This is a genomic window from Pseudonocardia oceani, assembly GCF_019263585.2.
GTDB lineage: Bacteria > Actinomycetota > Actinomycetes > Mycobacteriales > Pseudonocardiaceae > Pseudonocardia > Pseudonocardia oceani.
The window spans coordinates 6,200,879-6,227,499 of record NZ_JADQDF010000001.1 but is presented as its reverse complement, the minus strand read 5'-3'; the positions used below and the strand labels follow the sequence as shown (position 1 = coordinate 6,227,499).

The window sequence follows — 26,621 nt, the reverse complement described above, 5'->3', positions numbered from 1 at the left end:
CCGTCAGGGCAGGGGGCGGTCCGGCGCCGCGGCGGGCGATCAGCTCGTCGACGCCGGTCGCCGCGGCCAGCCAGGTCGCGGATCGTGGGCCGACGATGTCGCCGATCACGGCGGCGTCCTCGCGGCCGCCGCCGTCGATGACGAGCACGTCGCCCTCGCCGATCAGGTCGGGCGCCTTGAGCACGAACAGGATGTCGCCGGGCTTCGTCCAGACCGTCACCGCGGTGCCGCAGATCTCCGGGCCGCCCGCGAGGCGGCGCAGCGGGGGACCGACGACCCCGACCGGGCCGCCGCAGTCGGCGATCTGGGTGGTGGCGAACTCCCGCAGCGCGGCGACGTCGGCCGGGTCCGGCCGCTCACCGGACGGGTTCACGGTCCACTGCTGGGGGTGGGACCTGCTCACGTCGTCTCCTGCACTCGCTCGAGGAGGGCCGCGGCGAACGCCGGTGCGGCCTCCAGCGGGGTGAAGTGGCCGACGCCGTCGAGCGGGCGCAGCTCGGCGTCGGCGAAGAACTCGTCGAGCCCGTCGGACCACTCCCTGGGGAAGAGCGGGTCGTGCTCGGGCCACAGGACGGTGGTCGGGACGGCGAGGCGGTCGGCGGGGTCCGGGGCCTGCTCGGCCAGCGAGCGCGCCACGGTGCCCGCACCGGCCCGGTACCAGTTCACCGAGGCGACGAACGCCCCCGGCCGGCCGTAGGCGGCGGCGAGCCGGTCGAGCTCGGCCGGGTCGGGGACGAAGGCGGGGCCCGACCAGTGCGACCAGGTGTGGGCGAGGTAGTCGCGCACCGCGGCCGGGTCGCCGTCGAGCAGGTCCTCGACCAGCGGGAGCCGGTGCAGGTGCTGGTACCAGAACTCGCGGTGCGCGTCGGCCGACAGCACGCGCGCCCCCGCGCCCGGCACGGGAGGGGACACGACGAGGGCGCGCACCAGGTCGGGGCGGGCGCGGGCCAGCTCCTGCGCGGCGCGGCTGCCGACGTCGTACCCGCCGACGACGACCGGCCCGACCCCGAGCTCCTCGACGAGCGCGGCCACGCTGCGGGCCTGGGCGGCGGCGGCGTAGGCGTCCGGTCCGGCGCCGTCGGGGCGCTCGGTGGCGCCGAACCCGCGCAGGTCGGGCACCACGACGCGGCAGGACCCGGCCAGCAGCGGGACGACGTCGCGGAAGTCCTGGCGGTCGCCGGGCCAGCCGTGCAGCAGGACGACGACCGGTTCGGGGCCGGCGTGGTCGTCGTAGGCGGTGCGGAACCCGTCGACGGGGGTGGCGAAGGTCGACGGGCCGGGCGCGGGGGCGTAGGTGCGCAGCTCGACGCCGGTGCCGTCGGGGTCGCGCAGGTAGATCCCGCGGCCCTGCCCACGGGCGCCGAACAGGCTGCGCGGGGCGGGGACGCCGTGCTCGGCCGCGAGGGCGTCGAGGTCGGCGTCGACGACCAGGGCCAGGTGGTCGACGTTGGTGCCGCTGCGCTCGCCCGTCTGCACGTCGATGATCGTCGAGTTGTCCACCCGCAGCGACGCGAACGGCACCTCGCCCGCGCGCCACTGCGGGAGGCGCAGCGGCTCGAGGCCCAGGACGTCGACGTACCAGGCGATCAGCCGCTCGGGGTCGGGGGAGACGAGCACGACGTGGTCCAGTCCGGTGACGCGCATGTCCCGTGTCTACCGCGCCTGACCCGTGCGGGCTACGGGAGGAACGGGCGGTCGCGGCCCGTCCAGTTCTCCTCGCGCCGCCGGTAGACCTCGATCGGCTCCGGCGCCACGCGGAAGGTGTAGCGCCCCGACTCCTCGACGACCTCGCCGTCGGTGGCGAGCATCCCCGGCACCGACAGCTCGACGTCGAACTCGGCGACCTCGCGCTGCCCGTAGACGCGGCTGTGGCCCAGCGCCCCGAACAGCAGGGCGGCCACCGCGCGCAGCCGGGAGAACCGGATGTCGGCGCGCAGCCAGCGGACGTCGAGCAGGCCGGAGTCCAGCGTCGGGCGCCAGGCCGGGACCATGCCGCGCGGGTGGTAGGGGCCGTTGCCGACGAACAGGAACCAGACCTTCGTCCAGCGGCCCTCGATGCGGACGGCCACCGGCTCGGCGCGCCGCAGCACGACCACCAGTGCCGCGGCGAACGCCGGCCACTTGCCCCACCGCGGCTGCCACGCCTCGCGCAGGCGCACGAGGTCGGGGTAGGAGCCCAGGCTCGCGGTGTTGAGGAAGCAGCGGGTGCGGATCACGGCGTCCGACGTCGAGCCGGGGTGCACCTCGACCAGCGCGAGGTCGACGGCCACCGCCTCGCCCGCCGCGGTGGCGTCGACGGCCTCCTGCAGGTCGTAGACGCCGACGTCGCGGGCGAAGTGGTTGAGCGTGCCGGTGGGGACGACGACGAACGGCAGCCGCCGCCGGCCGGCCACGGCCGCCGCGGCCGCGACGGTGCCGTCGCCCCCGGCCGCGCCCACGGCCCGCGCGGAGCTGCCGGCCACCTCCACGGCCTCGTCGAGCTGCTCGTCGAGGTCGCGGTCGGGCCGCGCGCGCACGATCACGGCCTTGGGGAAGGCGGCCTCCAGGTCGTCGGCCGGGTCGTGCTCGGGGTCGCCCGAGCGCTGGTTGGACACCATCACCAGGCCCTCGCCGTCGCGCAGCACCGGCACCGCGTCGAGCGGGCGGGCGCGGGCCTCGTCGGTGAGGCGCACCGGCCACCAGCGCCGCGACAGCAGGGCGATGCCCGCGCCCAGCGCGGCGCCCGACACGACGTCGGAGCTCCAGTGGACGCCGACGTGCACCCGGGAGTAGGCGACGCTCGCGGCCAGCGGCGCGACCGCCAGCCCCAGCTTCGGGCTCTCCATCGCGACGGCCGTGGCGAACGCGGCGGCCGACGCGGCGTGCCCGGACGGGAACGACGACGACGTGGGGGGATCGGCGAGCGTCTGGTAGGCGGGCAGCTCGGAGGCGGCCGGGCGGCGGCGCGGCAGCAGCGGCTTGAGCACGGCGTTGGCCGACCCGCTCGCGGCGGCGATCGCGAAGACCCCGCGCAGCGCGGCCTTGCGGCTCGACCCGCGGCGCGCGCCCAGCAGCGCGGCCACTCCGAACCACAGCAGGCTGTGGTTCGCCGCGACCGAGGCCGCCTTCATCGCCCCGTCGAGGGGGCTGGGCGGCAGATCCGACACGGCGCGGGAGATCGCGCGGTCCAGGTCGCTGACTCGGCCCCTGCTGCGGCGCACCCGACTGATCACCCGACCGACCCTACGGCGGGCACGCACTGCGCGGACGCGCGGCGCCCGGCGTCGCAGGTCACCGGCGTCGCGGCCGCCGCAGCGGGCGCCACGCCGGGAACCCGTGCGTCACAGGCGTGACAGGAGGGGCCCTCTTCCGCCTACGCTGGGGGGATGCAGCGGCGGATCTACGGTGTCGAGACCGAGTTCGGGGTCACCTGCACCTTCCACGGCCAGCGACGTCTCTCCCCGGACGAGGTGGCGCGCTACCTGTTCCGCCGCGTCGTCTCGTGGGGGCGCTCGTCGAACGTCTTCCTGCGCAACGGTGCGCGGCTCTACCTCGACGTCGGGTCCCACCCCGAGTACGCCACGGCCGAGTGCGACTCGCTCGCCCAGCTCGTCAGCCACGACAAGGCGGGGGAGCGGATCCTGGAGGACCTGCTCGTCGACGCCGAGCGCCGGCTGGTCGACGAGGGCATCGGCGGCGACATCTACCTGTTCAAGAACAACACCGACTCGGCGGGCAACTCCTACGGCTGCCACGAGAACTACCTCGTCGCCCGCGCCGGGGAGTTCTCCCGCATCGCCGACGTCCTGCTGCCCTTCCTCGTGACGCGCCAGCTGATCTGCGGCGCGGGCAAGGTGCTGCAGACCCCGCGCGGGGCCGTCTACTGCCTCTCCCAGCGCGCCGAGCACATCTGGGAGGGCGTCTCCAGCGCCACCACGCGCTCGCGTCCGATCATCAACACCCGCGACGAGCCGCACGCCGACGCCGAGCGCTACCGGCGCCTGCACGTCATCGTCGGCGACTCGAACATGTCCGAGACCACCACGATGCTCAAGGTCGGCTCGGCCACGCTGGTCCTGGAGATGATCGAGGCGGGCGTCCAGTTCCGCGACTTCACCCTGGACAACCCGATCCGCGCCATCCGCGAGATCAGCCACGACCTCACCGGGCGGCGCACGGTGCGACTGGCCGGGGGCCGCGAGGCCAGCGCCCTGGACATCCAGCGCGAGTACCACGCCCGCGCCGTCGAGCACCTGGCCGCGCGCGGCAGCGAGGACCCGGCGATGACGCGCGTCGTCGAGCTGTGGGGCCGCACCCTCGACGCCGTCGAGAGCCAGAACCTCTCGCTGATCGACCGCGACATCGACTGGGCGATCAAGCACCGCCTCGTCGAGCGCTACCGCGAGCGCAACAACCTCGACATGGCCAGCGCCCGCGTCGCCCAGCTCGACCTCGCCTACCACGACATCCGGCGCGGCCGCGGGCTGTTCGACCTCCTGCAGCGCAAGGGGATGGTCGAGCGCGTCACCGACGACGGCGACATCGAGGCGGCCAAGGACACCCCGCCGCAGACCACGCGGGCCAAGCTGCGCGGCGACTTCATCGCCGCCGCGCAGGCCGCGGGCCGCGACTTCACCGTCGACTGGGTGCACCTCAAGCTCAACGACCAGGCCCAGCGCACCGTGCTGTGCAAGGACCCGTTCCGCAGCGTCGACGAGCGGGTCGACCGCCTGATCGCGTCGCTGTAGCGGCGGGGCCGGAGCCCCCGGGCTCAGGCCTCGCCGAACATCCGCTCGCGGATCTGGGCCAGCTCGTCCTGCACCGACTCCGACGCGACGGTCTCGTCGTTGCGCCCCGGCTCGATGCCCAGCGCGCGCAGCAGCGCCGTGGCCGGGATGGCCGGATCTCCGGCCTCGCCCAGCACGGGGTGCAGGCCGGCCTCGGCGAGGTGGGTGAAGACCAGGTTGACGATCGTCCACGGGTTGAACGTCTCCGGCGCACTCATGGCGGCGAGCTTCCGCGTCCGCACGGACGAGGTCAAGACCGGCCGTTCGGCTGTCGCAGGATGAGACAGGTCCTACGATGGCGCGCGTGTCCTCCTCGCGGGCCGAGCGGCTGGTCAACCTCGTGCTGTGCCTGCTGTCCACCCGCCAGTTCCTGACGGCCGAGCGGATCCGGTCGATCGTGCCCGGCTACGCCGACGCGGCGGGCGACGACGCGTTCTTCCGGATGTTCGAGCGCGACAAGGCCGAGCTGCGCGAGCTGGGGGTGCCGCTGGAGACCGGCAGGCGCTCGAGCTTCGACACCGCCGACGGCTACCGGATCGCCCGCCAGGACTACGAGCTGGGCGAGATCGACCTCGAACCCGACGAGGCCGCGGCCGTCGCGCTGGCCGCCCGGCTGTGGGACTCCCCGCAGCTGGCCGGGGCCGCGCGGGGCGCGCTGGTCAAGCTGCGGGCGGCGGGCGTGGAGGTCGACGAGGACTCCGGGCGGATCCAGCCCCGGGTCCGTGCCGGCGACCCGGCGTTCGCGCCGCTGCTCGCCGCCGTGCAGGCCGGGCGGGCGGTCACGTTCGACCACCGCCGCGGCGGCCCGGGCGGGGAGGTCGTGCGGCGCCACGTCGAGCCGTGGGGCGTCGTGTCCTGGCGGGGCCGCTGGTACCTGGTGGGCCACGACCGCGACCGCGACGACGTGCGCTCGTTCCGGGTGTCGCGGATCAGCGGCGCCGTCACGGCCACGGGGTCGGCCGGGGCGGTCCGCGCGCCCGAGGGCGTCGACCTGACGGCGCTGGTCCGCCGCGGCGTCGACCTGCCGCCGGTCACCGGCGTCGCCCGGGTCTGGGCGGCCGCGGGGCGGGCGCAGGGCCTGCGCCGCCTGGCCCGGGTGCTCGGCCCGCTCACCCATCGCGGGCGCCCCGGCGACGAGCTGGAGCTCGACCTGCGTGACCCGGCGATGGTGGCGCGCTGGCTGGCCGGGCACGGCCCCGACATCGCCGTGCTCGACCCGCCCGACCTCGCCGAGCGGGTGCGGGCGACGTGGGCGGCCGCCGCCGGCCCGGTGAGCACCCCGTGAGCACCGGAGGGGTCACCGAGCGGTTGCCGCGGCTGCTCTCGCTCGTGCCCTACCTGCTGGCGCGCCCGGGCGTGCTGGTCAGCGAGGTGGCCGCCGACTTCGGGGTCACCGAGCGGCAGCTGCGCCGCGACCTGGAGCTGCTGTGGATGTGCGGGCTGCCCGGCTACGGCCCCGGCGACCTGGTCGACCTCTCCTTCGCCGGCGACACCGTCACCGTCACCGAGGACGCCGGCATGCGCCGCCCGCTGCGCCTCACCACGGCCGAGGCGACGGCGCTGCTCGTGGCGCTGCGGACGCTGGGGGAGCAGCCCGGCGTCGTCGACACGGGGGCGGTGCGGCGGGCGACGGCGAAGATCGAGCAGGCCGTCGGCGACGCCGGGCTGGCCTCGGTCACCGTCGACCTCTCCCGCGAGGAGGAGGCCACCACCGCCGCGGTGCGCACGGCTCTGGAGAGCGGGCGGGCGCTGCGGATCGTCTACTACACCGCCGGGCGCGACGCGGTGTCGCAGCGCGTGGTCGACCCGATGCGGCTGCTGATCGTCGAGGGCCGGGGCTACCTGGAGGCCTGGTGCCGCCGGGCCGAGGGCGTGCGGCTGTTCCGGCTCGACCGCGTGGAGGACGTGACCGTGCTCGACGAGCCCGCCGAGCCACCGCCGGACGCCGAGCCCGCCGACGTGTCCGAGGGCGCGTTCCGGGCCCGGCCCGACCACCCGGCCGCGGTGCTGCTGCTCGAGCCGGGCGCGCTGTGGGTATCGGAGTACTACCCGGTCGAGGAGGCGCGCGAGGTCGAGGGCGGGCGGCTGCGTGTCGTGCTGCGCTACGCCGACCCCGCCTGGCTGGTGCGGCTGGTGCTGGGGTTGGGTGGCGGGGCACGGGTCCTCGACCCGCCGGAGCTCGCCGACGCCGTCGCGCGGCGGGCCCGGCAGGCGCTGGACGTGGACGGGATCGGGGAGTGACCATGGTGCTGGCCTGGGTGGTGGCGGGGATCGGTCTGGTCCTGCTCGTCGCGGTGCTGCTGGCGGTGCTGCCGCGGGTGCGGCGGTTCTCCCGCGCGGCCGACGAGCTCGGCACCGGGATCGCACGCGGGCGCGCCGCGCTGCCCGCCGTCGGGCGGGGCGCCGTCAGGCGGTCCTGACCGCGGCATCTGCGCCGTCGGGGCGGTCCGCCCCCGGGACGTTCGCCCGACCGGAGTAGACTGCGTCCCGTACTGACCACGGCGGAAGGACGACTCCATGCCGAGCCTCGGCGGCTGGGAATTCGTGATCCTGATCGGCGTTCTGGTGCTGCTCTTCGGCGCCAAGCGACTCCCGGACATGGCCCGCTCGATCGGACAGTCCGCGCGCGTGTTCAAGGGTGAGATGAAGGGCCTCAAGGACGACGGCGCGTCGAAGGACGCCCCCGCCCAGCCCGCTCCGCCCGCGGCCACGCCGCCCCCCGCACCGCTGCCGCCCACCGCGGCCGCCCCGCCCGCGCCGGCTCCGCAGCAGCAGCAGCAGCAGGAGACGACGCCGGCCGCCGGGCAGGGCCACTCCACCCCCGGCCAGTAGCCCACGCCGGTGGCCAGGTTCTCCCTGCGTCGGTCGGGGCGCACGCCCCGGAACACCGACGGGACGATGTCGCTCGTCGAGCACCTCTACGAGCTGCGCAACCGGCTGACGATCTCGCTGGTCGCGATCGCGGTGACCACGATCTTCGGCTACATCTGGTTCGGCGTGTCGTTCTTCGGCTTCCCGAGCCTGGGTGAGCTGCTCACCGACCCGTACTGCTCGATCCCCGCGGGCCAGCGCGCCGAGTTCACCCAGGACGGCACCTGCACGCTGCTGGCCACCGGTCCGTTCGACCAGTTCAACCTGCGCCTGCGCGTGGGCATCACCGCCGGCGTCGTGCTGGCCTGCCCGGTGTGGCTCTACCAGCTGTGGGGCTTCATCACCCCCGGCCTCTACGTCAAGGAGCGCCGCTACGCGCTGACCTTCGTGGCGGTCGCCGCGGTGCTGTTCGTCGGCGGTGCGGTGCTGGCGTACTACGTCGTCGCGCAGGGCCTGAGCTTCCTGCTCGCCATCGCCGACGGGGTGCAGACCACCGCGCTCTCGGGCGAGCAGTACTTCAACTTCGTCATCGGCCTGCTGCTGATCTTCGGCGTGAGCTTCGAGATCCCGCTGCTGGTCGTGATGCTCAACTTCGCGGGCGTCATCACCTACGAGAAGCTGGCGTCCTCGCGGCGCGGGCTGGTCTTCGGCCTGTTCGTCTTCGCAGCCATCGCCACGCCGGGCCAGGACCCGGTCTCGATGATCGCCCTGTCGCTGGGCCTGGTGATCCTGTTCGAGGTCGCCATCCAGGTCGCCCGCATCAACGACCGGCGCAAGGCCAAGCGCCGCGCGGCCGAGGGCTGGGACGACTGGGACCCCGACGCCCCCTCGCCGATCGACACCACGCCGAGCCCGATCGACACCCGGCCCAGCCCGGTCGGTGCCCCGGGCGGAGCCGAGGCGCCCAGCGCCGTCGAGGGGCCCGGCACGATCGCCGCCCCGGCCCGCATCGAGCCGACCCGGGTCGAGTCCTCCCGGGCCGAGTCCTCCCGGAGCCTCGACGACGTGACCTGACCGCGCGTCCCGCCCGCCTAGCGCGGCGGGCGGGACGCCCGTCGGGGGTGCGTCCGGTGATCCGCCGCCGGATGTGCGAGTGTGGACAGGTGGCCAGCAGCACGCCTGCTCCCGCGGAGGCCTACGCCGCCGCCCGGAGCCGGGCCGCACGTCCGAACCTGACGGAGTTCGTCTCAGGTCTGCCCTTCGAGCTCGACGGGTTCCAGCGCAGCGCCTGCTCGGCGCTCGAGGACGGGCACGGCGTGCTCGTCTGCGCGCCCACCGGTGCCGGGAAGACCGTCGTGGGCGAGTTCGCCGTCCACCTCGCGCTCGCCCGCGGGCAGAAGTGCTTCTACACCACGCCGATCAAGGCGCTGAGCAACCAGAAGTACGCCGACCTCGTCGCCCGCCACGGCGCCGACGCCGTCGGCCTGCTCACCGGGGACACCGTGATCAACGGCGACGCGCAGGTGGTCGTCATGACCACCGAGGTGCTCCGCAACATGATCTACGCGGGCAGCAGGCAGCTGGAGCACCTCGGGTACGTCGTCATGGACGAGGTGCACTACCTGGCCGACCGCTTCCGCGGCGCGGTGTGGGAGGAGGTCATCCTCCAGCTCCCCGAGCACGTCGCGCTGGTGTCGCTGTCGGCGACGGTCAGCAACGCCGAGGAGTTCGGCGACTGGCTGGTGACCGTGCGCGGCGACACCACCGTCGTCGTCGACGAGCACCGCCCGGTGCCGCTGTGGCAGCACATGATGGTCGGCAACCGGCTGCTCGACCTCTTCGCCGGCGAGGACGAGTCCGGCGAGCTGCAGGTCGATCCCGACCTCGTGCGCCACACCCGCGACCTCGAGCGCTCCAGCGCCGTGTGGGACCGCGGGCGCGGGCGCTCGCCGCGGGCCCCGGGCGGGGCCGGGGGGCGCTCGCAGAGCCGGTTCCGGCCGCCGTCGCGCACGACCGTGATCGACCGCCTCGACCGCGACGGCCTGCTCCCGGCCATCACGTTCGTCTTCAGCCGCGCGGGCTGCGACGCCGCCGTCGGGCAGTGCCTGCGCTCCGGGCTGCGCCTCACCACCGACGACGACGTCGCCGAGATCCGCCGCATCGTCGACGAGCACACCTCCGAGCTGCCCCAGGCCGACCTGGCCGTTCTGGGCTACTGGGAGTGGCGCGAGGCGCTGGAGCGCGGGATCGCCGCCCACCACGCCGGGATGCTGCCGGCGTTCAAGGAGACGGTCGAGGAGCTGTTCGTCCGCGGCCTGGTGCGGGCGGTGTTCGCCACCGAGACCCTCGCGCTGGGCATCAACATGCCAGCGCGCACCGTCGTGCTGGAGCGGCTGGTCAAGTACAACGGCGAGAGCCACGCCGAGCTGACGCCGGGGGAGTACACGCAGCTCACCGGGCGGGCCGGGCGCCGCGGCATCGACGTCGAGGGGCACGCCGTCGTCGTCTGGCAGCCGGGCGTCGACCCGGTGCAGGTCGCCGGCCTGGCCTCCACGCGCACGTACCCGCTGCGCAGCTCGTTCCGCCCCGGCTACAACATGGCCGTCAACCTGGTGGCGCGCCTGGGCACGGAGTCCGCGCGCGACCTGCTCGAGCAGTCGCTGGGCCAGTTCCAGGCCGACCGCTCCGTCGTCGGGATCTCCCGGCGGATCGACCGCAACACCGAGGCGCTGGCGGGCTACGAGGAGTCGATGCGCTGCCACCTCGGCGACTTCTCCGAGTACGCGCGGCTTCGGCGGCAGGTGTCGGACCGGGAGAAGTCGCTGTCGCGCCAGGGCGTCGCGGAGAGCCGGGAGGCCTCCGCCGCGTCGCTGCGCCGGCTCAAGGTCGGCGACGTGATCGCGGTGCCGGCCGGGCGGCGCGCCGGGCTCGCCGTCGTCCTGGACCCGGGCGTCGACTCCGACGGCGACCCGCGCCCCCTGGTGCTGAGCGAGGACCGCTGGGCCGGACGGCTGTCGTCGGCCGACTTCCCCGCGCCCGTGCAGCCGCTGGGCCGGATGCGGCTGCCCAAACGGGTCGACCACCGCGCCCCGCGGGTGCGCCGCGACCTCGCCTCGTCGCTGCGCAGCACGGGCCTCGTCGCGCCGAGCACGCCGCGGCGCCGCGGCCGCGCCGACTCCGTCGACGACCCGGAGCTCGCCACGCTGCGCCGCGCCCTGCGCGCGCACCCCTGCCACGGCTGCGACGACCGCGAGTCGCACGCCCGCTGGGCCGAGCGCCACGCCCGGCTGGAGCGCGAGACCGAGCAGCTGCGGCAGAAGCGCCAGGCCACGACGCACTCGCTGGCCCGGGCGTTCGACCGCATCCGCGCGCTGCTCGGCGAGCGCGGCTACCTCGGCCCCGGGTCGCACGCGGGCCCGGGCGGTGATCCGGCCGAGGAGGTCACCGAGCACGGGCAGCGCCTGGCGCGGCTGTGGGGCGAATCGGACCTGCTCGCCGCGGAGTGCCTGCGCCACGGCGCCTGGGAGGGCCTGGAGCCCGCCGAGCTCGCCGCCGTCGTCTCGGCGCTGGTGTACGAGACGCGCCGCGACAACGGGCCGGTGCCGCGCGTGCCGTCCGGGCCGGTCAGCGAGGCGCTCGCGACGACCGTGCGGATCTGGGGCGAGCTCGACGCCGACGAGCGGCGCCACCACGTCGACCGCACCCGCGAGCCCGACCTCGGGTTCGCCTGGCCGATGCACCGGTGGGCGCGCGGGGAGTCGCTGTCGGCGGTGCTGACGGCGGCCGAGCAGAACGGCTCGGAGCTCTCGGCGGGGGACTTCGTGCGCTGGTGCCGCCAGGTGCTCGACCTGCTCGACCAGATCGCCGGGGTCGCCGGGCGGTCCACCCCGGTCGGCCGGGCCGCGGTGAAGGCGGGGCAGGCGGTCCGCCGGGGCGTGGTGGCGGTCGGCGCCACCTGATCGGGCGTTCGGCTGCGCCGGCCGAAGGGCCTGTGCTTGGATCCGGCGAGCGCAGGACGACGGAAGGTCGGCGATGACGACGCCCGAGGGCACCCCGCACGGCAGGCCGGCCGAGGGGGCGGAGCAGCCCTGGGGCGGCGCGCCCGCCGGGGGATGGGGCGACCCGTCCGTCGACCGGGCCGCCGAGACGCGGTCCTGGAGCGAGGAGGCGCCGCCTCGCGAGGACGCCTCGCGCGGCGACGTCCCGTCCGGGCGCGACACGGCGGAGCCGGCCGACCCGGACGCCACGCGCGTCGTCACGACCCCGCCCGTCGGGGGCGCACCGGACCCCGACGCCACCCGCGTCGACCGGGCCGGCCCGCCCGGGCGGACCCCCGCGGCCGACACGCCCGCGTGGGCGCAGCAGCCGCCGATGGGCGGGGGCTGGGCGGCGCCGGAACAGGGGCAGCCGACGGGACCCGCGGGACAGCAGGGCTGGGGCCCGCCGGGCGCGTACCCCGGTCAGCCCCACCCCGGTCAGCAGCCGTACCCGACCCAGGCCCGGCCCGGGTACGCCGGACAGCCGGGATACGGCCCGCAGGGCGGCTACGGGCAGCAGGGGTACGCCCAGCCCGGGTACGGCCAGCCCGGATACGGCCAGCCCGGATACGAGCAGCAGGGCCACGGCCGGCAGGGCTACGCGCAGCAGGGGTACGGCGGTCCGGGTTACGGGCAGGGCTACCCGCCGCTGCCCGACGTCGACCGGGCCCGGCGTCGCTCGCGCCTCCCGCTGGTCGTCGGCGGGATCGTCGTGGCGCTGCTCGCCGTCGGCGCGGTCATGGCGTTCGTGTGGCCCGGCTTCCTCAACACCACGGTCTTCGACCAGGCCGCGCTGCAGAGCGGCGTGCAGCGGGTGCTCGTCGAGGACTACGGCTACCCCGTCGTCGGCGACGTCACGTGCGGGGAGGTCGGCGCCGGCCCGATCCGGGTCGTCACCGGCACCTCCTTCACCTGCACCACCACGATCGACGGCGCCCCCTCCGTCGTGCCGGTCACGGTCACGAGCGACACCGGTGACTACGAGGTCGGCAGGCCGGGCGCCTGATGGTCCCCGCTCCCGTCCCCGTGCACGTGGTCGGGCCCGACGAGCTGCGGGCCGCGCACCGGCTGTTCGCCGCCACCATCCACCAGGACGCCGTCCCGGACGCCGACTGGGACCGCGCTGCCCAGAGCTACAGCCCCGGCCGCACGTTCGGCGTGTCCGAGGGGCGCGACCTCGTCGGCACCGCCACCTCGTTCCCGACGCGCACCGGGGTGCCCGGCGGCGCCGCCCTGGACACGGCGGCCGTCACCCGCGTCGGGGTGCGGCCCGACCGCACCCGCCGCGGCGTCCTCTCGACGATGATGCGCACGCTGCTGGCCGACACCGCCGCCCGGGGCGAGCCGCTGGCGTCGCTGCGCGCGAGCGAGGCGCGGATCTACGGCCGCTTCGGCTACGGGGTGGCCAGCCGCGGCCGCGAGGTCGCCGTCCGCGGCACCGAAAAGGGCTGGCGCCGCGAGCCCGCAGGATCGGTGCGCGTGGTCGTCGGCGACGACGTCCTGCCGACGCTCACCGCGCTGCACGACGCGCTGGCGCTGCGGCGCCCCGGCGGCATCACCCGCCCGGAGGCGTGGTGGTGGCGCCCGGTCGGGCAGCGGGTGGCGAAGGGCGAGCACCTCGTCGTGGCCGTGCACACCGGCCCGGGCGGCGACGACGGGTTCGCCGTGGCCTCCCCGACCGCGCCGGGGTCGTTCTCGCACCGCACGCTGCGCGTGTCGGACCTGCACGCCGACTCCGTCGACGCCGTCGCCGGGCTCTGGGCGTTCCTCACCGGGATCGACCTGGTGGACCGCGTCGAGGGCTGGCTGCGGCCCGTCGACGAGCCGCTGGAGCTGCTCCTCGCCGACCCCCGCGACTGCGCGGTCTCCGAGGTCGAGGACGAGACGTGGCTGCGGCTGGTCGACGTACCGGCGGCGCTGGCCGCGCGGACGTGGGAGCCGGCCCGGCCCGTGCTGGTCGGCGTGCACGACCGCGTGCTGCCCGCCAACGACGGCGTCTACCGGATCGGCGACGGCCCGGCCGAGCGCGTGCGGGCCGAGCCCGAGCTGGAGTGCGACGTCGACGCGCTGGCGATGGCCTACCTCGGTGACCGCGCGCCGTCGCTGCTCGCGGCCACGGGGTGGTGGCGGGTGCACGACGCGGGCGCCCCGGCCCGCGCCGACGCGCTGTTCGCCACCGACCGTGCGCCGTGGTGCGGGACGTACTTCTGAAGAATTTCCGAACCCGCTGTAACCCGGGGCCCCCGCGCGGCGTCCCTCCCGGTGAGAGCACGTCCACCGGAGAGGAGCCGAGATGCCGCAGTCAGCGCCCCAGCTGCTCGCGCAGCGCGGTCCGGGCCCGGTGGATCCACACCTTCACACTGTTGAGCGGGGCGTCCATCAGCTCCGCGACCTGCGCGTAGGACAGCCCACCGACCCACAGGAGCAGCGCCTCGCGGTGCTTCGCGGGCAGCGTCTCCAGCGCGTCCTGCACGGCCATCGTCTCCACCAGCACGTCGGCGAACGGCGCGGCCTGCGAGTCGCGGGGCCGGTCCTCGAAGTCGTCGAGGGTGGTCTCGGGCCGGCGACCGCGCGAGCGGATGACGCTCAGCGCGGCGTTGCGGGCGATCGTGAACACCCACGCCCCGAACGGGCAGCGGTGCTCGAAGCGGTGCAGGTTGCGCCAGACCGCGATCTGGCACTCCTGCAGGGCGTCGGCGGCGTCGGTGCGGTTGCCGGTCAGGCGCAGGCACAGGGCGTGCGCCTGGCGCTCGGAGGCCTTCCAGAGGGCCTTGAACGCCTGCTGGTCGCCGGCCTGCGCGGCCCGGACCAGCGCGGCCTCGTCGCCGGCGTCGTCCGGCTCGGGGAACGGTCCCGTGGACATCGTCCTCCTGAGGGCAGCCGGATCGGGTCGTCAGAACACAGTTCGCGGCACGGCCGCGGATCGTTAGCCATAGTGGACCACGACGAACGGAGAAGGCGATGACCGACGACATGGCGTCCCGCGACGCCCTGCGCGAACTGCTGTTCGACGGCGTCACCCCGCCCGACGGGTCCGACGCGATGTTCGCGCGCACCTTCGCCGCGGAGGGGGGCGACGGGTCCGAGCTGCTGCCCCCCGACGACCTGTTCGCCGGCGGCACCGACGAGGGCGCCGACGACCCGGGCGACCTCGCCCTGTTCGACGACACCGATCCCGCCGACGGCTACGGCCACACCGACACCGACGGCCTGCCCGACGACCTCGTCGTGGCCGACGACCACACCGGTCACGACGGCGGGCACGACGGCGGCGACGACGCGCACGACGGCACGGACGGCACCGGCCCGGGCACCGACCCGCACCACGACGGCGACCCCGGAACGGGCTGGTGAGCGGGACCGACCCGCTCGCCGCCCTGCGCGAGCTCTGCCGCGGCGGCGCCGTGCGGGCCCGCGACCCGCGCCTGCGCACCGAGCTGGAGGCCGTCGGCCGCCAGCTCGACCGGCCGCTGCAGCTGGCGGTGGCCGGAGCGGTCAGCGCGGGGAAGTCGACCCTGATCAACGCGATGCTGCGCCGGTCGGTGGCGCCGGCCGACGCGGGGGAGTGCACCCGGCTGGTCACCTGGTACGAGCACGGGGAGCGCGACGGCGTCGTGCTCGTCGAGTGCGTCGACGGCTCGGTGCGCCGGCTCGCGCTGCAGGACGGGCGGCTGCCCGCCGACCTCGGCGTCGGCCCGTCGGCGGTGCTACGGCTGCGCGTGCAGCTCGACGATCCGGCCCTGCGCACCGTCACGATCATCGACACGCCCGGCGTCAACACCGTCTCCGCGGAGAACGAGGAGGCCACCCGGCGGCTGCTGTTCGGTGACGCCGCCGCCGAGCACGCGCAGGCCCTGCTCTACGTCCTGCGGTACGTGCAGCGCTTCGACGCCGACACCCTCGAGGAGTTCCGGGCGCTGTCGGCGGCGTGCGGGATGACCGCCGTCAACACCGCCGCCGTGCTCACCCAGATCGACCGCCGCGGCGACGGCGACGAGGACCCGTGGCCCACCGCGCGCCGGCTCGTCGCGAAGGCCTCGGCCGACCTCGGCGGGCGCGTGCTCGACGTCGCCCCGGTGATCGGCCTGCTCGCCGAGACCGCCCGCGGCAACCTGCTGGGCCCGGCCGAGGTCGGGGCACTGCGCGAGCTCGCGGCCCTGCCCCCCGACGAGCTCGACGACCTGCTGCTCGACCTCGACGAGTTCACCGGTGCCGACGGTGGCGAGGCCTTCGGGCCCGTCGACCTCCCCACGCGCGCGGTCCTCGTCGCCCGCCTGCACCGCTACGGCATCCGCGAGGCCGTCGCCCGGCTGCGCAAGCGGCCCGCGACCGGGCCCGCCGAGCTGCACCGCTGGCTCGCCGGCTGCTCCGGCTACGGTGCCGACGTCTCGCCCGAGAGCGGCACCGTCGTCTGGGAGGCCGACAGCAGCGGCCCCGAGCTGCCGCGCACCCTGGCCGACGTGCTCGACCGCTTCGCCCGCCACGCCGGGCGCCTCAAGGCCTTCGCCGCGGTCGTGCGCCTGCGCGGTCTCACCCGGCGCGAGGTCGACCCCGCCGACGCCGGGCTGGTCGCGGAGCTGCGCGAGGCCGTCGACGAGAACCGGCCGGTGGTCGCCGGGCTGCGCGGCCTGCGGATCCTCGCCGCGTGCGCCGCGCTCGGGCGCGGCCAGCTGCGCCTGGACGAGCAGATGACGGCCGAGCTGATGCGCCTGGCCCGCTTCGACGACCCCGCCGCCGGCCTCGGGCTGCCCCTGACCTGCACGGCCGCCGACGTCGTCGCGGCGGCGGGGGAGGCGTCGCGGCGGTGGCGGCGGGTCGTCGCGCTGGCCGGGCCGACGGTCGGCGGGCAGCGCGCCCGCGACGTCCTCGGCGCGCTGGAGGACATCGCCGCGGCCGCGCTGGCGACCGCGGGCGGGGTGCCCGTGCCCGCCCCGGTCCCCGTGGCTCCCGTCACCGTGCCCGACCCGACGCGCCTGCACCGCAGGCCCGGCTGGACCGGGATCGACCCCGACCGGCTCGACGCCCTCGCCGCGTCGCCGCTGCTCGGCGACCCCGAGCGGGCGGCCGTGGTGCGGCTGCGCGAGTCGTCCGGACCCGGCGACGCCGCGGAGCCCGGCTCCGCGGCGGTGCTCGCCGCGCGGTTCCGGGTGCTGCTGCACCGACCCCTGCCGGTGGCGGAGCGGCGCGCCGTGCAGGCGGTCTGCGCGGCGCTGGAGGCCGTCGCGCTCGACCGGGTGCCGGAGCGCGAGGGGGCCGTCGAATGAGGGGCCGGGACGTGGAAGAGGCTGCGACATGAGCGGGACCGTGGCCGGGGTGCTCCGGCTCGCCAACGAGGTGCACGGGCTGGCGAAGGCCGCCGGCCGGGAGGACCTGCGCCTGCCGCTGGCCGAGCAGGCCGGGCGCTGGAAGGACGCCACCACCACCGTCGTGCTGGCCGGGGCGCAGAAGCGCGGCAAGAGCCGGCTGCTCAACTGCCTGGTCGGGCACCCCGACCTGCTGCCCGTCGACGCCGACATCGCCACCCACACCCAGGTGGCCGTCACGCGCGGGCCCGGGCTGACGGTGACGGTGCTGCGCAGCGACGGCACCCGCGTCGACGTCGACCCCTCCGAGCTGCCCGCCTACGCCTCGGTGCTCGGTGACCCGGCGGTGCTGCGGGAGGTCACCGGCCTGGAGGTGACGATCGACGAGCCGTTGCTCGACGGGCTGTGCCTGGTCGACACCCCCGGCGTCGACAGCCTCACCCTGGGCCACCGCCACGCCACGATGGGCGCGCTGGCCCGCGCCGACGCCCTGCTGTTCGCGGTGAGCGCGCAGGACCAGCCGATCCTGCGCCACGAGCTGGAGTTCCTCGCCGAGGCCGCCGACCGGATCCTGTCGGTGGCGTTCGTGCTGACCAAGGTCGAGGACTCGACGTCGTGGCGCGAGCTGCTGCGCGAGAACCGCGAGCGGCTCACCCGGTTCTGCGGCCCGGACGGGCCGGGGCTCGCCCCCGAGGTGGCCGCCCGGCTGCTGGAGGCGCCGTGGCTGCCGGTCAGCGCCAAGCTCGGCGAGGCCGCGCTGTCGCTGGAGGCGGCCGGGCACACCGAGCGGGCCCGGGCGCGCCTGGAGCGCAGCGGCCTGCCCGGGCTGCGCCGGCACGTGCGGCGCTGCACCGAGCGGCGCGAGCTGGTGCGCGCGGGCGGGGTGCTCGGGCTGGCCGTCGCGGGGATCCGGGCGCTGTCCGAGCCCGAGCAGGACCGCGCCGCCGTCGACGGGGACGACGGCGTCGAGATCCGCCGCGCCGCCGTCGAGGAGGAGTTGGCCCAGCTCGCCGCGCTGCGCCGCGAGCGGCGCCGCCGCGCCATCGACCACCAGCTGATCGGCCGCCGGGTCGCCAACCGGGCCCGGGCGCGCCTGGACGCCTACCGGCGCGGCTACGAGCGCGAGATCGGCGGCCTCACCACGCCCGCGGCCGTCACCGCCTACGCCGCGACGCTGCCCGAGAGCATCGAGCGCACCCTGGGCGCGGCCTGGCAGGAGATCGCCGCCGACACCGAGCGCACCGTCGCCGAGGCGCTGCCCCGCTACCTCGCCGAGATGGGCGTCGACCCCGGGGAGCTCGACCGCGTCGTCATGGAGGCGCCGGTGCGCGCGCCGGGGTCGCTGCAGGCGGAGGGGCCGGGCGGGAAGTTCGACGTCATCGGTGAGGGCATCCCGGCGCTGATGATGGCCAGCAGCGTCGGGTTCCTGTCCTCGCACGCGTTCGTCGGGCTCGCGTTCGGGCTGCCGATCCTCGCGCCGATCGCGCTGGGCGGCCTGCTCGCCGGCACGCTGCTCGCGCACCGCCGCCGCGTCGCCGAGGCCACCCGCAACCGTCTCGCCCTGACGAAGGCCCTCGGCGACGCGTTCAGCGTCGCGACCGGGGAGACGTCGGTGGCGATCGAGCAGGCCGTGGCGGCGTGGCGGGGGGAGGCCGAGCACGCCGTCGACGCCGCGTTCGCCACGCGCCAGCAGGAGCTCGACGCCCGCCGCCGCGAGCTGGCCGGGCTCGCCGCGCAGGACGCCGCAGTGCGTCGCAAGGCCGCCGCGGCCGCCCAGGAGCGCCTCGACACCCTCGTGGAGGCGGAGCGGCGCGGCAAGGAGCTCTCGGCCGCGCTGGCGGCGGAGCTGAAGGCGGCGCCGGCCTGACCCGCCCTCGGCCCGCGCCGAGTCAGCGGCCCGGGACGCGGACGAGCAGGCCGAGGTCAGAGCAGGAGTCGCCGGGCGCGGCACCGGGGACGTGCCGGGCCACCAGCGCGCCCGCCGCCCGCCCCACCGGCTCCAGCCAGCCGCGCGCGGCCACGAGCACCCGGGTGCCGGCGCCGTCGGCGGCGACGAGCCGCGAGCCGCCCGCGCCGTCGCCGGTGCCCAGGAGCAGCGACTCGCCGTCGGCGCGCACGCGCGGTGCCTCGTCCGGGCGGGCGCCCGCGGGGGAGCCCAGCAGCGACGGGTAGCGCCCCAGCTCGCGCAACCCGCCCTCGACGAGGGCGTGCACGGCGAGGCCGCGGCCGGGGGAGAGGCGGTCGACCGACACCGCGAACGGCTGGCGCCCGGCGAGGACCCAGCGGGCGTCACCGGTGGGCGGCCGCGGGAGGACCGGGCGGCGGTCGGTGCCGCGGGGTGACGCGCCACGCGGATCGGCGCCACGCGGATCGGCGCCGCGGGGATCGGCGCCGCGGGGATCGGAACGGTGCTCCAGCCCGGCCGCGGTGGCGAGCAGGCGCCGCCCGCCCGCGGCGAGCACCTGCCGCACCGCGGTCTCCTCGCCCACCGGCACGACCTCACCGGCCGGGCCGACCAGCAGCATCCTCTGGCGGCCGCCGCGACCGAGCACCAGCGCCACCGAGCGGCCGTCGCCCAGCAGCGAGGGGACCGCGCTCCCGGACCCGGCGGGGTCGAGCAGGCGGCGGGTGCCGTCGACGTAGTCGAAGAGCGCGGGACCCAGCGGCACCACCGGCCCGGGCGTACCCGCCCGCAGCGGCAGCACCTGGACCGCCAGCGACCCGGACTCCTCCAGCGGCCCGGTCATCCGCGTGTCCGGCGAGCGCAGCACCGCCCACGCGACGCCGCCCGCGGCCACCAGGAACGGCCGGTAGGGGGTCGGGAGCTTCGCGGACGTGCCGACGGACAGGTCGGCGCCGAGCGTGTGACAGTGCAGGGCGCCGTCGCGGCGCTCGGCCACCACGATCCCGCCCTCGGCGACGGCCCAGCCGACGAGCCGCCCGAACCGGATCTTGCGCTCGGCCCGGCCCGTGACCGGGTCGACCACCGAGATGCGGTGCCGCCCGGCCGGACCGTCGGGGGCGGACCAGACGTAGAGCCGCCCGGCCACCACGCGGGCGTCGAGCACCGCGTCGGCCAGCGGGACCAGATCGACGGGCGGGGCGGAGAAGGGCGCGGCAGGGCCGGGCGGGGGGGCGCCGGGCACGTCGGTGGCGACGGCGGGGCGCCGGGTGGGGCCGGTGGCGGCGACGGGTGCCGGGGCGCCCCGCCGGGGCAGGTCGGGGGCCGGCGCCGCCCGGTCCGCGACGGGACCGGGGCCACCGCGCCCGCCCGAAGCGCGCCCGCCAGGTCCTGCCGCCGCCGCGGCGGCGGGGACGACGCCGCCGGCCACCCGAGCCGCTCCCAGCGCCACCGCGCCCTTGGGGTCGTCCGGGACGCGCACCCGCTCGCCGTAGGCCCCGCGCAGCACCTGCTGCACCAGCGGCGTGCGGCTGGCACCGCCGACGAGCAGGACCGCGTCGACCGCCGTCCCCGCGACGGTCTCGGAGAGCACCCGCGCGCTGCGCCGCACGTCGTCGCCGATGAGGTCGTCGAGCTCGGCGCGGGAGATGTGGACGTCGGCGTCGGCCCCGGCGACGTACTGGCTCGCCGTCTCGAACGTCGACAGCGCCTCCTTCGCCAGCCGTGCCTCGGTGAGCAGGTCGGCCTCGGCCGCGAGCCGGGCCGGGTCGGTGGTCAGCTGCTCCCACCACTGCGGCGCGGCGTGCGCGAGCTGCGAGCCGAAGTGGCGGAAGACGAGCTGGTCGAACACCTCGCCGCCGAGGTCGGGGTCGCCGCCCGGGCGCCCCGACACCCGGAACCCGCCGGGCTCGGGCACCAGCACGGTGGCGTCGAAGGTGACCCCGCCCATGTCGTAGACGGCCACGGTCCCGGTGACGCCCTGCGCCACGGCCGCCGCGACGGGCTCGGGCACCAGCTCGACATCGACGCGCGGCAGCACCCGCGCGGCGACCTCCCGCAGCTCGGCGAGCCGGTCGGGCGTCCACGCGGGCGGGTGGGTGAGGACGAGGCGCGACGGGTCGGCGTCGTCGAAACGGCGGCGGCCCTCCTGCACGAACAGCGCCAGCAGCGCGGCGAGGGCGTCGACCGCGCTCACCGGGCGCCCGCCCAGCAGCATCGGCGCGCGCCCGACGTAGCGGCGGGGGTTGCGCTCGGCCCGGTCGGGCAACCGCCCGACGGCGCGCTGGGCGTAGCTGCCGGCGACGAGCCGGGCGTCCTCGGTGAGCAGGACGGTGGTCGGCACCCGCGCCTCGCCCCCCACCTCGAGCAGCTCCACGGAACCGTCGACCGCCACGGCACCCGCCGCGTAGCTGGTGCCGAGGTCGACGCCCAGTGCCCACGCCGGTGCCGCCGTCACGCGCCTCGCCCCCTCACCCGCTCGTTCCCCGGCTTTCCTACCCCCGTCAGCGGGCCAGCGCCGCGCGCAGCCGCTCGACCGAGCTGTCGAGGCCCCAGCGCTCGGCCAGGGCGTCGAGCCGCTCGGGGTCGACGGGCTCGGTGGGCAGGGCGTCGGGACGGTCGAGGTGCACGTCGGCGTCGACCGCCACCCGCACCACGGGCTCCACCACCGACAGGTACGGCGCCGCCGCCACGAGCTTGGTGCGGACAGTGGCGCTGATCCGGGAGTCGGTGCGGTCCTCGATCGCGGCCCGCAGCTCGGCCCAGGAGTCGAAGCGGCCCACGAGCGTGGCCGCGGTCTTCGCTCCGACGCCGGGGACGCCGGGCAGCCCGTCGGAGGGATCGCCGCGCAGCATCGCCATCTCCGCGTAGGCCTCGCCGGCGCGCCCGACCGGCACCCCGTACTTCGCGGCCACCTCGGCCGGGCCGAGCAGCTCGGCCTTCGCCAGCCCGCGCCCGACGTAGAGCAGCCGGACCGCCGGGTCGCCGTCGCCGACGATCTGCATGAGGTCGCGGTCGCCGCTCACGGCCAGCACGTGGTCGGTCTTCTCGGTCGCGGCGAGCGTGCCGATGACGTCGTCGGCCTCGTAACCCTCGGCGCCGCCGGTGGCGATCCCCGCCGCCTCCAGCACCTCCAGGATCAGCGGCACCTGCGGGGCGAGGGTGTCGGGCACCTCCTCCGGCACGCCCGCGGGCGCGGTGTCCGGCTCGCCCGGCACGCGGTGGGCCTTGTAGGTGGGCAGGGCGTCGACGCGGAACGCCGGGCGCCAGTCCAGGTCGAGGCAGGCGACGAGCCGCGTGGGCCGGTGCTCGGTGACCAGCCGCGACACCATGTCGGTGAAGCCGCGGACGGCGTTGACCGGCGTGCCGTCCGGGGCCGTCACCGACTCCGGCACGCCGTAGTAGGCCCGGAAGTACAGGCTGGCGGCGTCGAGCAGCATCAGCGACGGCACGCGCCTGCTCCGGTGACTCGCTCCCAGGGGCTCGCTCATGCGTGCAGCTTGCCGGATACCCTCCCCGGCATGACAACGGCCGCGTTCGCCGATCGCATCCGTCGGGCCGGGCTCGTCGCCGCCGATCACGGCGCCGACGTCCTGCTCATCACCCCGGGCACCGATCTGCGGTACCTGCTGGGGATGACGGGCGAGTCCCACGAGCGCCTGACCTGCCTCGTGCTGCCCGCCGAGGGCCACCTCGCCCCGCCCGCCCTGGTCGTGCCGCGGCTGGAGGCGCCCGGCCTCGCCGGGCTGGGGCTCGACGAGCTCGGCGTGGAGGTCGTCACCTGGACCGACTCCGAGGACCCGTACCTGCTGGTCAGCGACCTCGCCGGCGGGCCCACCCGGATGGCCGTGGCCGACGGCATGCCCGCGCGGCACGTGTTCGGGTTGCGCGACGTGTTCCCCGAGGTCGGGCAGGTCCTGGCCGGGCCGGTGATCCGCGAGCTGCGGATGCGCAAGGACGCCACCGAGGTCGCCGAGCTGCGCGCCGCCGGTGCCGCGATCGACCGCGTGCACGCCCGCATGGGCGAGTTCCTGCAGGTCGGGCGCACCGAGGCCGAGATCGGCGAGCTGATCACCGCGGCGATCGTGGAGGAGGGGCACACCGGAGCGGCGTTCGTCATCGTCGGGTCCGGCCCGCACGGCGCGAGCCCCCACCACGACGTCTCGGGCCGCACCGTCGAACGCGGCGACGTCGTCGTCATCGACATCGGCGGCCCGCTGCCCAGCGGCTACTACTCCGACAGCACCCGCACCTACGCCGTCGGCGCCGAGCCGCCCGCGTCGGTCCGCGAGGCCTACGCGGTGCTGCAGGCCGCGCAGGAGGCGTCGGTGGCGGCGGTGCGCCCGGGCGTCACCGCCGAGTCGGTCGACGCCGCGGCCCGCGAGCCGATCACCGCCGCGGGCCTGGGCGAGCGGTTCGTGCACCGGACGGGCCACGGCATCGGGCTCGACGTGCACGAGGAGCCCTACATCGTCGGCGGCAACTCCCTGACGCTGCAGCCGGGCATGGCGTTCAGCGTGGAGCCCGGGGTGTACCTCGACGGGGAGTGGGGCGCCCGCATCGAGGACATCGTGGTGGTCACCGAGGACGGCTGCGAGCGCCTCAACACCCGCCCGCGGGACCTCGTCGTCCTCTGACCCGACGCACCGCGCGCACCGGGCCCGAGGACTCAGGCGGGGGAGGGGACGGCGGCCGCACCGGTCTCCGCCCGCACCCGCCCGTCGGCCCCGGCGACACAGGCCGCCGAAGGGGCGCCGGAGCGCACGAACTCGCCGATGCACCGCCCCATCTCGGCGTGCGCGGCCGCGGTGGGGTGGAAGGACTCCTGCGCCAGGTGGTAGCCCGCCGCGTCGAGACCGCCGTGGACGAACGCCTCCGGGTCGACGGTGATGCGCCGCTGCCACTCCTCGCTGATCGGGACGCGGCTGCACGCCTCGAAGCCCTCGGTGGCCCGGGTCATGTCGACGAACCGCGCCCCGGTGCGCTCGGCGACCCCGCGCAGCGCGTCGGACAGGGCAGGGAAGACGACCGTGCGGCCCCAGCCCGCGTCGGCGCGGCTGTACGGGCAGCCGCGGGCGCCCTGCAGCGGCACCATGTGCTCGGTGACGGGGGAGGCGTAGGAGGCGAGCACCAGCGCGTAGCCGTCGTCGGCGTAGCCGGCCCCCCGCATCGCGGACCGGACGTCGGCCACCACCGCCTCGACGCGCGGCGCCACCGCCGCCATCCGCCCTGCGACGCCCGTACCGAGGCTCTCGCGGCACGGCGGGACCGTGGGGTCGAGGAACGCGCGGATGCAGGCGATGCCGGTGCCGATGAGCTCGGGCTCGTCGTTCGCGCCGACCTGCAGCAGCACCGACGTGACCCGGTGGGTGCGCGCCACCTCGGGCAGCCGCGCCGCCTGCGAGCCCTCGGTGTGGTGGGTGCCGTCGCCGAACCCGACGTCGGCGGCCTCCGCCCCCGAGCACGCCAGGTTGACCGACTCCTCGGCCAGCGCCGTGCGGTGGACGTAGGCGTGCGCGGAGCGGTGGCACCAGTCGCCGCCCTCGCCGCGGGTACCGGCCTCGTAGTCGCCCGCGCCCTCCCCGGACGCGGCACTGTCGCCCAGGGCGACGACCGCGGTGGGGCGCTCCGCCGCGACCGCCGGCGGCGCCCCGAGCAGTGTGAGGGCGAGCACGGCGAGCAGCGGGGGGAGCAACAGGCGGCGGGAACGGATCACGGCTCGGACGCTAGGGTGCGCTCCCGGCCCTGACCAGGGCGTTCGCCGATGCCTGTGGACAACCCCCGTGCGGAGCAGCGCCGCTCACGATCAGCGACGGTTGTCCACCGGATCCGGGCACCGGGGTTGACATCCGGGAACCCCGGGGTGGTCTCCGGGCGTTCACCTGATGTCGACGGGCCGCAACCGGCGGAACGTCGACCACAGCGACGAGACGCGTCGCACGAGAGGAGCCCTTCGTGGCATCGACCCTGACCCGCCCGCGGAACGGGAAGGTCATCGCCGGCGTGTGCGCCGGCCTGGCGGAGCGGTTCGGGCTCAGCCCGTTCCTGGTCCGGCTCGCCTTCCTGCTGTCCTGCATCCTCCCCGGACCGCAGTTCGTCGCGTACCTGGTCCTCTGGGTGATCATGCCCAAGCGCGGCGTGTGACGCGCACGCTGCTGCTCGGCGCCCGGGTCCTCGACCCGGGCGCCCCGCCCGGCCCCGCCGCCGTCGAGATCGTCGACGGGACGATCACACAGGTGCGCCCGGCCCACGAGGCCCGGGGCACGACCGGCGGCGGGACCGACGACCAGGTCCTCCGCCTCGACGGCGCCCTGATCACCCCCGCCTTCGTCGACGCCCACGTGCACGCCACCTCCACCGGCCTGCTCGTCGACGGCCTCGACCTCGCCGGCTGCCCGTCCCCGCGCGCCCTGCTCGACGCCGTCCGCGCCCGCAGCACCGCCCGCCCCGGCGCGCTGGTCTGGGGCCACGGCTGGCAGGAGCAGACCTGGGGCGCCCCGCCGCCCACCCGCGCCGAGCTCGACCGCGCCGCGCAGGGCGCACCGGTCTACCTCAGCCGGATCGACGTGCACTCCGCGCTGGTCAGCAGCGACCTCGCCCCCTCCGGCGCCCCCGACGGCCCGCTCAGCGCCGACGCCCACCACCACGCCCGCCGCGCCGCGCTGGCCGCCGTCGACCCGTCCGTCCGCGACGCCGCCCAGCGCGCGTTCCTCGAGGCCGCGGCCGCCCGCGGAGTCGGCGTCGTGCACGAGTGCGCGGGCCCCGACATCTCCTCGCGCGCCGACCTCGCCGCGCTGCTCGCCCGCGCCGCGGCGGGGCAGGGCCCGGACGTCGTCGGCTACTGGGGCGAGGCCGTCACCACGGCGGACCAGGCCCGCGACCTGCTCGCCGCCACCGGCGCCCACGGGCTCGCCGGCGACCTGTTCGTCGACGGGTCGATCGGCTCGCGCACCGCCGCCCTGGCCGCGCCCTACACCGACGCCCCCGGCTGCACCGGCAACCGCTACCTCGACGCCGGGCAGGTCGCCGCGCACGTCGCCGCCTGCACCGCGGCGGGCGTCCAGGCGGGGTTCCACGTCATCGGCGACGCGGCCGCGCAGATCCTGGTCGACGGCCTGCGCCGCGCCCGGACGAGCGCGGCGGGGCCCGTGCGCCACCGCGTCGAGCACCTGGAGATGGTCGACGCCGGGCAGATCGCGGTGCTCGCCGCGCACGGGGTCGTCGCCAGCGTGCAGCCGCTGTTCGACGCCTGCTGGGGCGGCCCGCACGGCATGTACGCCCAGCGCCTGGGTTCCCGCGCCGCTGCGATGAACCCGTTCGCCGCCCTGCACGCCGCCGGAGTGGCCCTGGCGCTGGGCTCCGACAGCCCGGTCACCCCGGTCGGGCCCTGGGAGGCCGTGCGCGCCGCCGTCGCCCACCGCACGCCGGGCTCCGGCCTCACGCAGGCGCAGGCCGTGGCCGCGCACACCGTCGGCGGGCACCGCGCCGCCGGCGACACCGACCCGCTGGCCGGGCGGATCCTGCCGGGCGCCCCCGCCGGCTACGCGGTGTGGGACGGCTCCGTCCTGGGCACCGGCACCGACACCGACGGCCGGACGGATGCGTGCCTGCGCACCGTGCAGCGCGGCCGCGTGCTGCACGACACCCTGCTCACCGGCCGCGCACCGGCTGTGGCACCATTCCGCGCGTGATCGACCGGACCGGGCCCGCGCTGCGCGGGTGCTGTCCGGGGTGCTGTCGCTGTAGCTGACGCCCCCGGTCCCGTCCGCCTGCCCGCATCCCGCGGCCCGCACGTCTGCGATCA

Annotated in this window: 22 protein-coding genes and 1 pseudogene; 15 read left to right on the top strand and 8 right to left on the bottom strand. The window is 76.6% G+C overall.

Annotation, left to right across the window (positions count from 1 at the left end):
* Positions 1 to 100: 100 nt before the first annotated feature.
* The 3 genes and pseudogenes from I4I82_RS31200 to I4I82_RS31190 all read right to left on the bottom strand — a co-directional run.
* A pseudogene (locus tag I4I82_RS31200) lies at positions 101 to 373 on the bottom strand (RraA family protein); the annotation flags it as partial.
* A 26-nt stretch (positions 374 to 399) separates the two neighbouring features.
* Positions 400 to 1,644: an alpha/beta fold hydrolase gene (locus I4I82_RS31195; RefSeq protein ID WP_225920732.1), complete on the bottom strand. Its 1,245-nt coding sequence runs from the start codon at positions 1,642 to 1,644 to the stop codon at positions 400 to 402.
* Between the two features lie 32 nt (positions 1,645 to 1,676).
* A complete protein-coding gene (locus I4I82_RS31190; RefSeq protein ID WP_226370354.1) occupies positions 1,677 to 3,212 on the bottom strand; it encodes a bifunctional phosphatase PAP2/diacylglycerol kinase family protein in 1,536 nt (511 codons plus the stop codon).
* Positions 3,213 to 3,365: 153 nt separating this feature from the next.
* Here I4I82_RS31190 and pafA point away from each other — a divergent pair, with 153 nt between their 5' ends.
* Entirely contained in the window at positions 3,366 to 4,727 is a 1,362-nt protein-coding gene (gene pafA, locus I4I82_RS31185) for a Pup--protein ligase (RefSeq protein WP_218590939.1), read from the top strand.
* A 23-nt stretch (positions 4,728 to 4,750) separates the two neighbouring features.
* On the opposite strand, the gene I4I82_RS31180 is transcribed toward pafA, so the two are convergent.
* Positions 4,751 to 4,984 carry a hypothetical protein gene (locus tag I4I82_RS31180; protein WP_218590938.1) on the bottom strand — a complete coding sequence of 78 codons (234 nt, stop codon included), beginning with the start codon at positions 4,982 to 4,984 and terminating at the stop codon, positions 4,751 to 4,753.
* A gap of 86 nt (positions 4,985 to 5,070) precedes the next feature.
* Between I4I82_RS31180 and I4I82_RS31175 the strand changes: the two genes are divergently transcribed.
* From I4I82_RS31175 to I4I82_RS31140, 8 genes are all read left to right on the top strand, one after another.
* Entirely contained in the window at positions 5,071 to 6,051 is a 981-nt protein-coding gene (locus I4I82_RS31175) for a helix-turn-helix transcriptional regulator (RefSeq protein ID WP_218590937.1), read from the top strand.
* Entirely contained in the window at positions 6,048 to 7,007 is a 960-nt protein-coding gene (locus I4I82_RS31170) for a helix-turn-helix transcriptional regulator (protein WP_218596319.1), read from the top strand. The genes I4I82_RS31175 and I4I82_RS31170 overlap by 4 nt, the downstream gene beginning before the upstream one ends.
* A gap of 2 nt (positions 7,008 to 7,009) precedes the next feature.
* Positions 7,010 to 7,186, top strand: coding sequence for a hypothetical protein (locus I4I82_RS31165; protein WP_218590935.1), 177 nt, complete (start codon positions 7,010 to 7,012; stop codon positions 7,184 to 7,186).
* Positions 7,187 to 7,283: 97 nt separating this feature from the next.
* A complete protein-coding gene (tatA, locus tag I4I82_RS31160; protein ID WP_218596318.1) occupies positions 7,284 to 7,598 on the top strand; it encodes a Sec-independent protein translocase subunit TatA in 315 nt (104 codons plus the stop codon).
* A 9-nt stretch (positions 7,599 to 7,607) separates the two neighbouring features.
* Positions 7,608 to 8,651, top strand: a complete 1,044-nt coding sequence (gene tatC, locus I4I82_RS31155) for a twin-arginine translocase subunit TatC (protein WP_226370353.1) — start codon at positions 7,608 to 7,610, stop codon at positions 8,649 to 8,651.
* Positions 8,652 to 8,722: 71 nt separating this feature from the next.
* Complete coding sequence (locus I4I82_RS31150; protein ID WP_218594313.1) at positions 8,723 to 11,536, top strand: DEAD/DEAH box helicase; 2,814 nt, start codon at positions 8,723 to 8,725, stop codon at positions 11,534 to 11,536.
* A 73-nt stretch (positions 11,537 to 11,609) separates the two neighbouring features.
* The gene (locus I4I82_RS31145; protein ID WP_218596317.1) at positions 11,610 to 12,620 is read left to right on the top strand and encodes a DUF4333 domain-containing protein; all 1,011 of its coding nucleotides are present in this window, start codon (positions 11,610 to 11,612) and stop codon (positions 12,618 to 12,620) included.
* Positions 12,620 to 13,825, top strand: a complete 1,206-nt coding sequence (locus I4I82_RS31140) for a GNAT family N-acetyltransferase (RefSeq protein WP_218593422.1) — start codon at positions 12,620 to 12,622, stop codon at positions 13,823 to 13,825. The genes I4I82_RS31145 and I4I82_RS31140 overlap by 1 nt, the downstream gene beginning before the upstream one ends.
* A gap of 91 nt (positions 13,826 to 13,916) precedes the next feature.
* Here I4I82_RS31140 and I4I82_RS31135 read toward each other — a convergent pair whose 3' ends face one another.
* On the bottom strand, positions 13,917 to 14,477 hold the full coding sequence (locus tag I4I82_RS31135; protein ID WP_218593421.1) for an RNA polymerase sigma factor: 561 nt from the start codon (positions 14,475 to 14,477) through the stop codon (positions 13,917 to 13,919).
* A gap of 98 nt (positions 14,478 to 14,575) precedes the next feature.
* Here I4I82_RS31135 and I4I82_RS31130 point away from each other — a divergent pair, with 98 nt between their 5' ends.
* The 3 genes from I4I82_RS31130 to I4I82_RS31120 are packed head-to-tail and all read left to right on the top strand — an operon-like array spanning position 14,576 to position 18,784.
* Positions 14,576 to 14,968, top strand: a complete 393-nt coding sequence (locus I4I82_RS31130; protein WP_218593420.1) for a hypothetical protein — start codon at positions 14,576 to 14,578, stop codon at positions 14,966 to 14,968.
* Positions 14,965 to 16,878 carry a dynamin family protein gene (locus I4I82_RS31125; RefSeq protein WP_218593419.1) on the top strand — a complete coding sequence of 638 codons (1,914 nt, stop codon included), beginning with the start codon at positions 14,965 to 14,967 and terminating at the stop codon, positions 16,876 to 16,878. Before I4I82_RS31130 ends, I4I82_RS31125 begins: the two co-directional genes overlap by 4 nt.
* A 28-nt stretch (positions 16,879 to 16,906) precedes the next feature.
* On the top strand, positions 16,907 to 18,784 hold the full coding sequence (locus I4I82_RS31120; RefSeq protein WP_218593418.1) for a dynamin family protein: 1,878 nt from the start codon (positions 16,907 to 16,909) through the stop codon (positions 18,782 to 18,784).
* Between the two features lie 22 nt (positions 18,785 to 18,806).
* Here the strand turns inward: I4I82_RS31120 and I4I82_RS31115 are convergent, their stop codons facing one another.
* Together I4I82_RS31115 and I4I82_RS31110 are read right to left on the bottom strand one after the other, a co-directional pair.
* Positions 18,807 to 21,275 carry an Hsp70 family protein gene (locus I4I82_RS31115; protein WP_218596316.1) on the bottom strand — a complete coding sequence of 823 codons (2,469 nt, stop codon included), beginning with the start codon at positions 21,273 to 21,275 and terminating at the stop codon, positions 18,807 to 18,809.
* A 46-nt stretch (positions 21,276 to 21,321) separates the two neighbouring features.
* Positions 21,322 to 22,308 (bottom strand): 5'-3' exonuclease, encoded by a 987-nt coding sequence (locus tag I4I82_RS31110; protein WP_225920731.1) that lies wholly within the window; start codon positions 22,306 to 22,308, stop codon positions 21,322 to 21,324.
* Between the two features lie 30 nt (positions 22,309 to 22,338).
* Between I4I82_RS31110 and I4I82_RS31105 the strand changes: the two genes are divergently transcribed.
* Complete coding sequence (locus tag I4I82_RS31105) at positions 22,339 to 23,454, top strand: M24 family metallopeptidase (protein ID WP_218593329.1); 1,116 nt, start codon at positions 22,339 to 22,341, stop codon at positions 23,452 to 23,454.
* A 32-nt stretch (positions 23,455 to 23,486) separates the two neighbouring features.
* Here the strand turns inward: I4I82_RS31105 and I4I82_RS31100 are convergent, their stop codons facing one another.
* The gene (locus tag I4I82_RS31100) at positions 23,487 to 24,533 is read right to left on the bottom strand and encodes a GDSL-type esterase/lipase family protein (protein ID WP_226370351.1); all 1,047 of its coding nucleotides are present in this window, start codon (positions 24,531 to 24,533) and stop codon (positions 23,487 to 23,489) included.
* A gap of 239 nt (positions 24,534 to 24,772) precedes the next feature.
* On the opposite strand from I4I82_RS31100, the gene I4I82_RS31095 reads away from it, so the two are divergent.
* Both I4I82_RS31095 and I4I82_RS31090 read left to right on the top strand, forming a co-directional pair.
* Positions 24,773 to 24,961, top strand: a complete 189-nt coding sequence (locus I4I82_RS31095; protein ID WP_226370350.1) for a PspC domain-containing protein — start codon at positions 24,773 to 24,775, stop codon at positions 24,959 to 24,961.
* Positions 24,958 to 26,508: an amidohydrolase gene (locus I4I82_RS31090; RefSeq protein WP_218596315.1), complete on the top strand. Its 1,551-nt coding sequence runs from the start codon at positions 24,958 to 24,960 to the stop codon at positions 26,506 to 26,508. The genes I4I82_RS31095 and I4I82_RS31090 overlap by 4 nt, the downstream gene beginning before the upstream one ends.
* Positions 26,509 to 26,621: the final 113 nt, after the last annotated feature.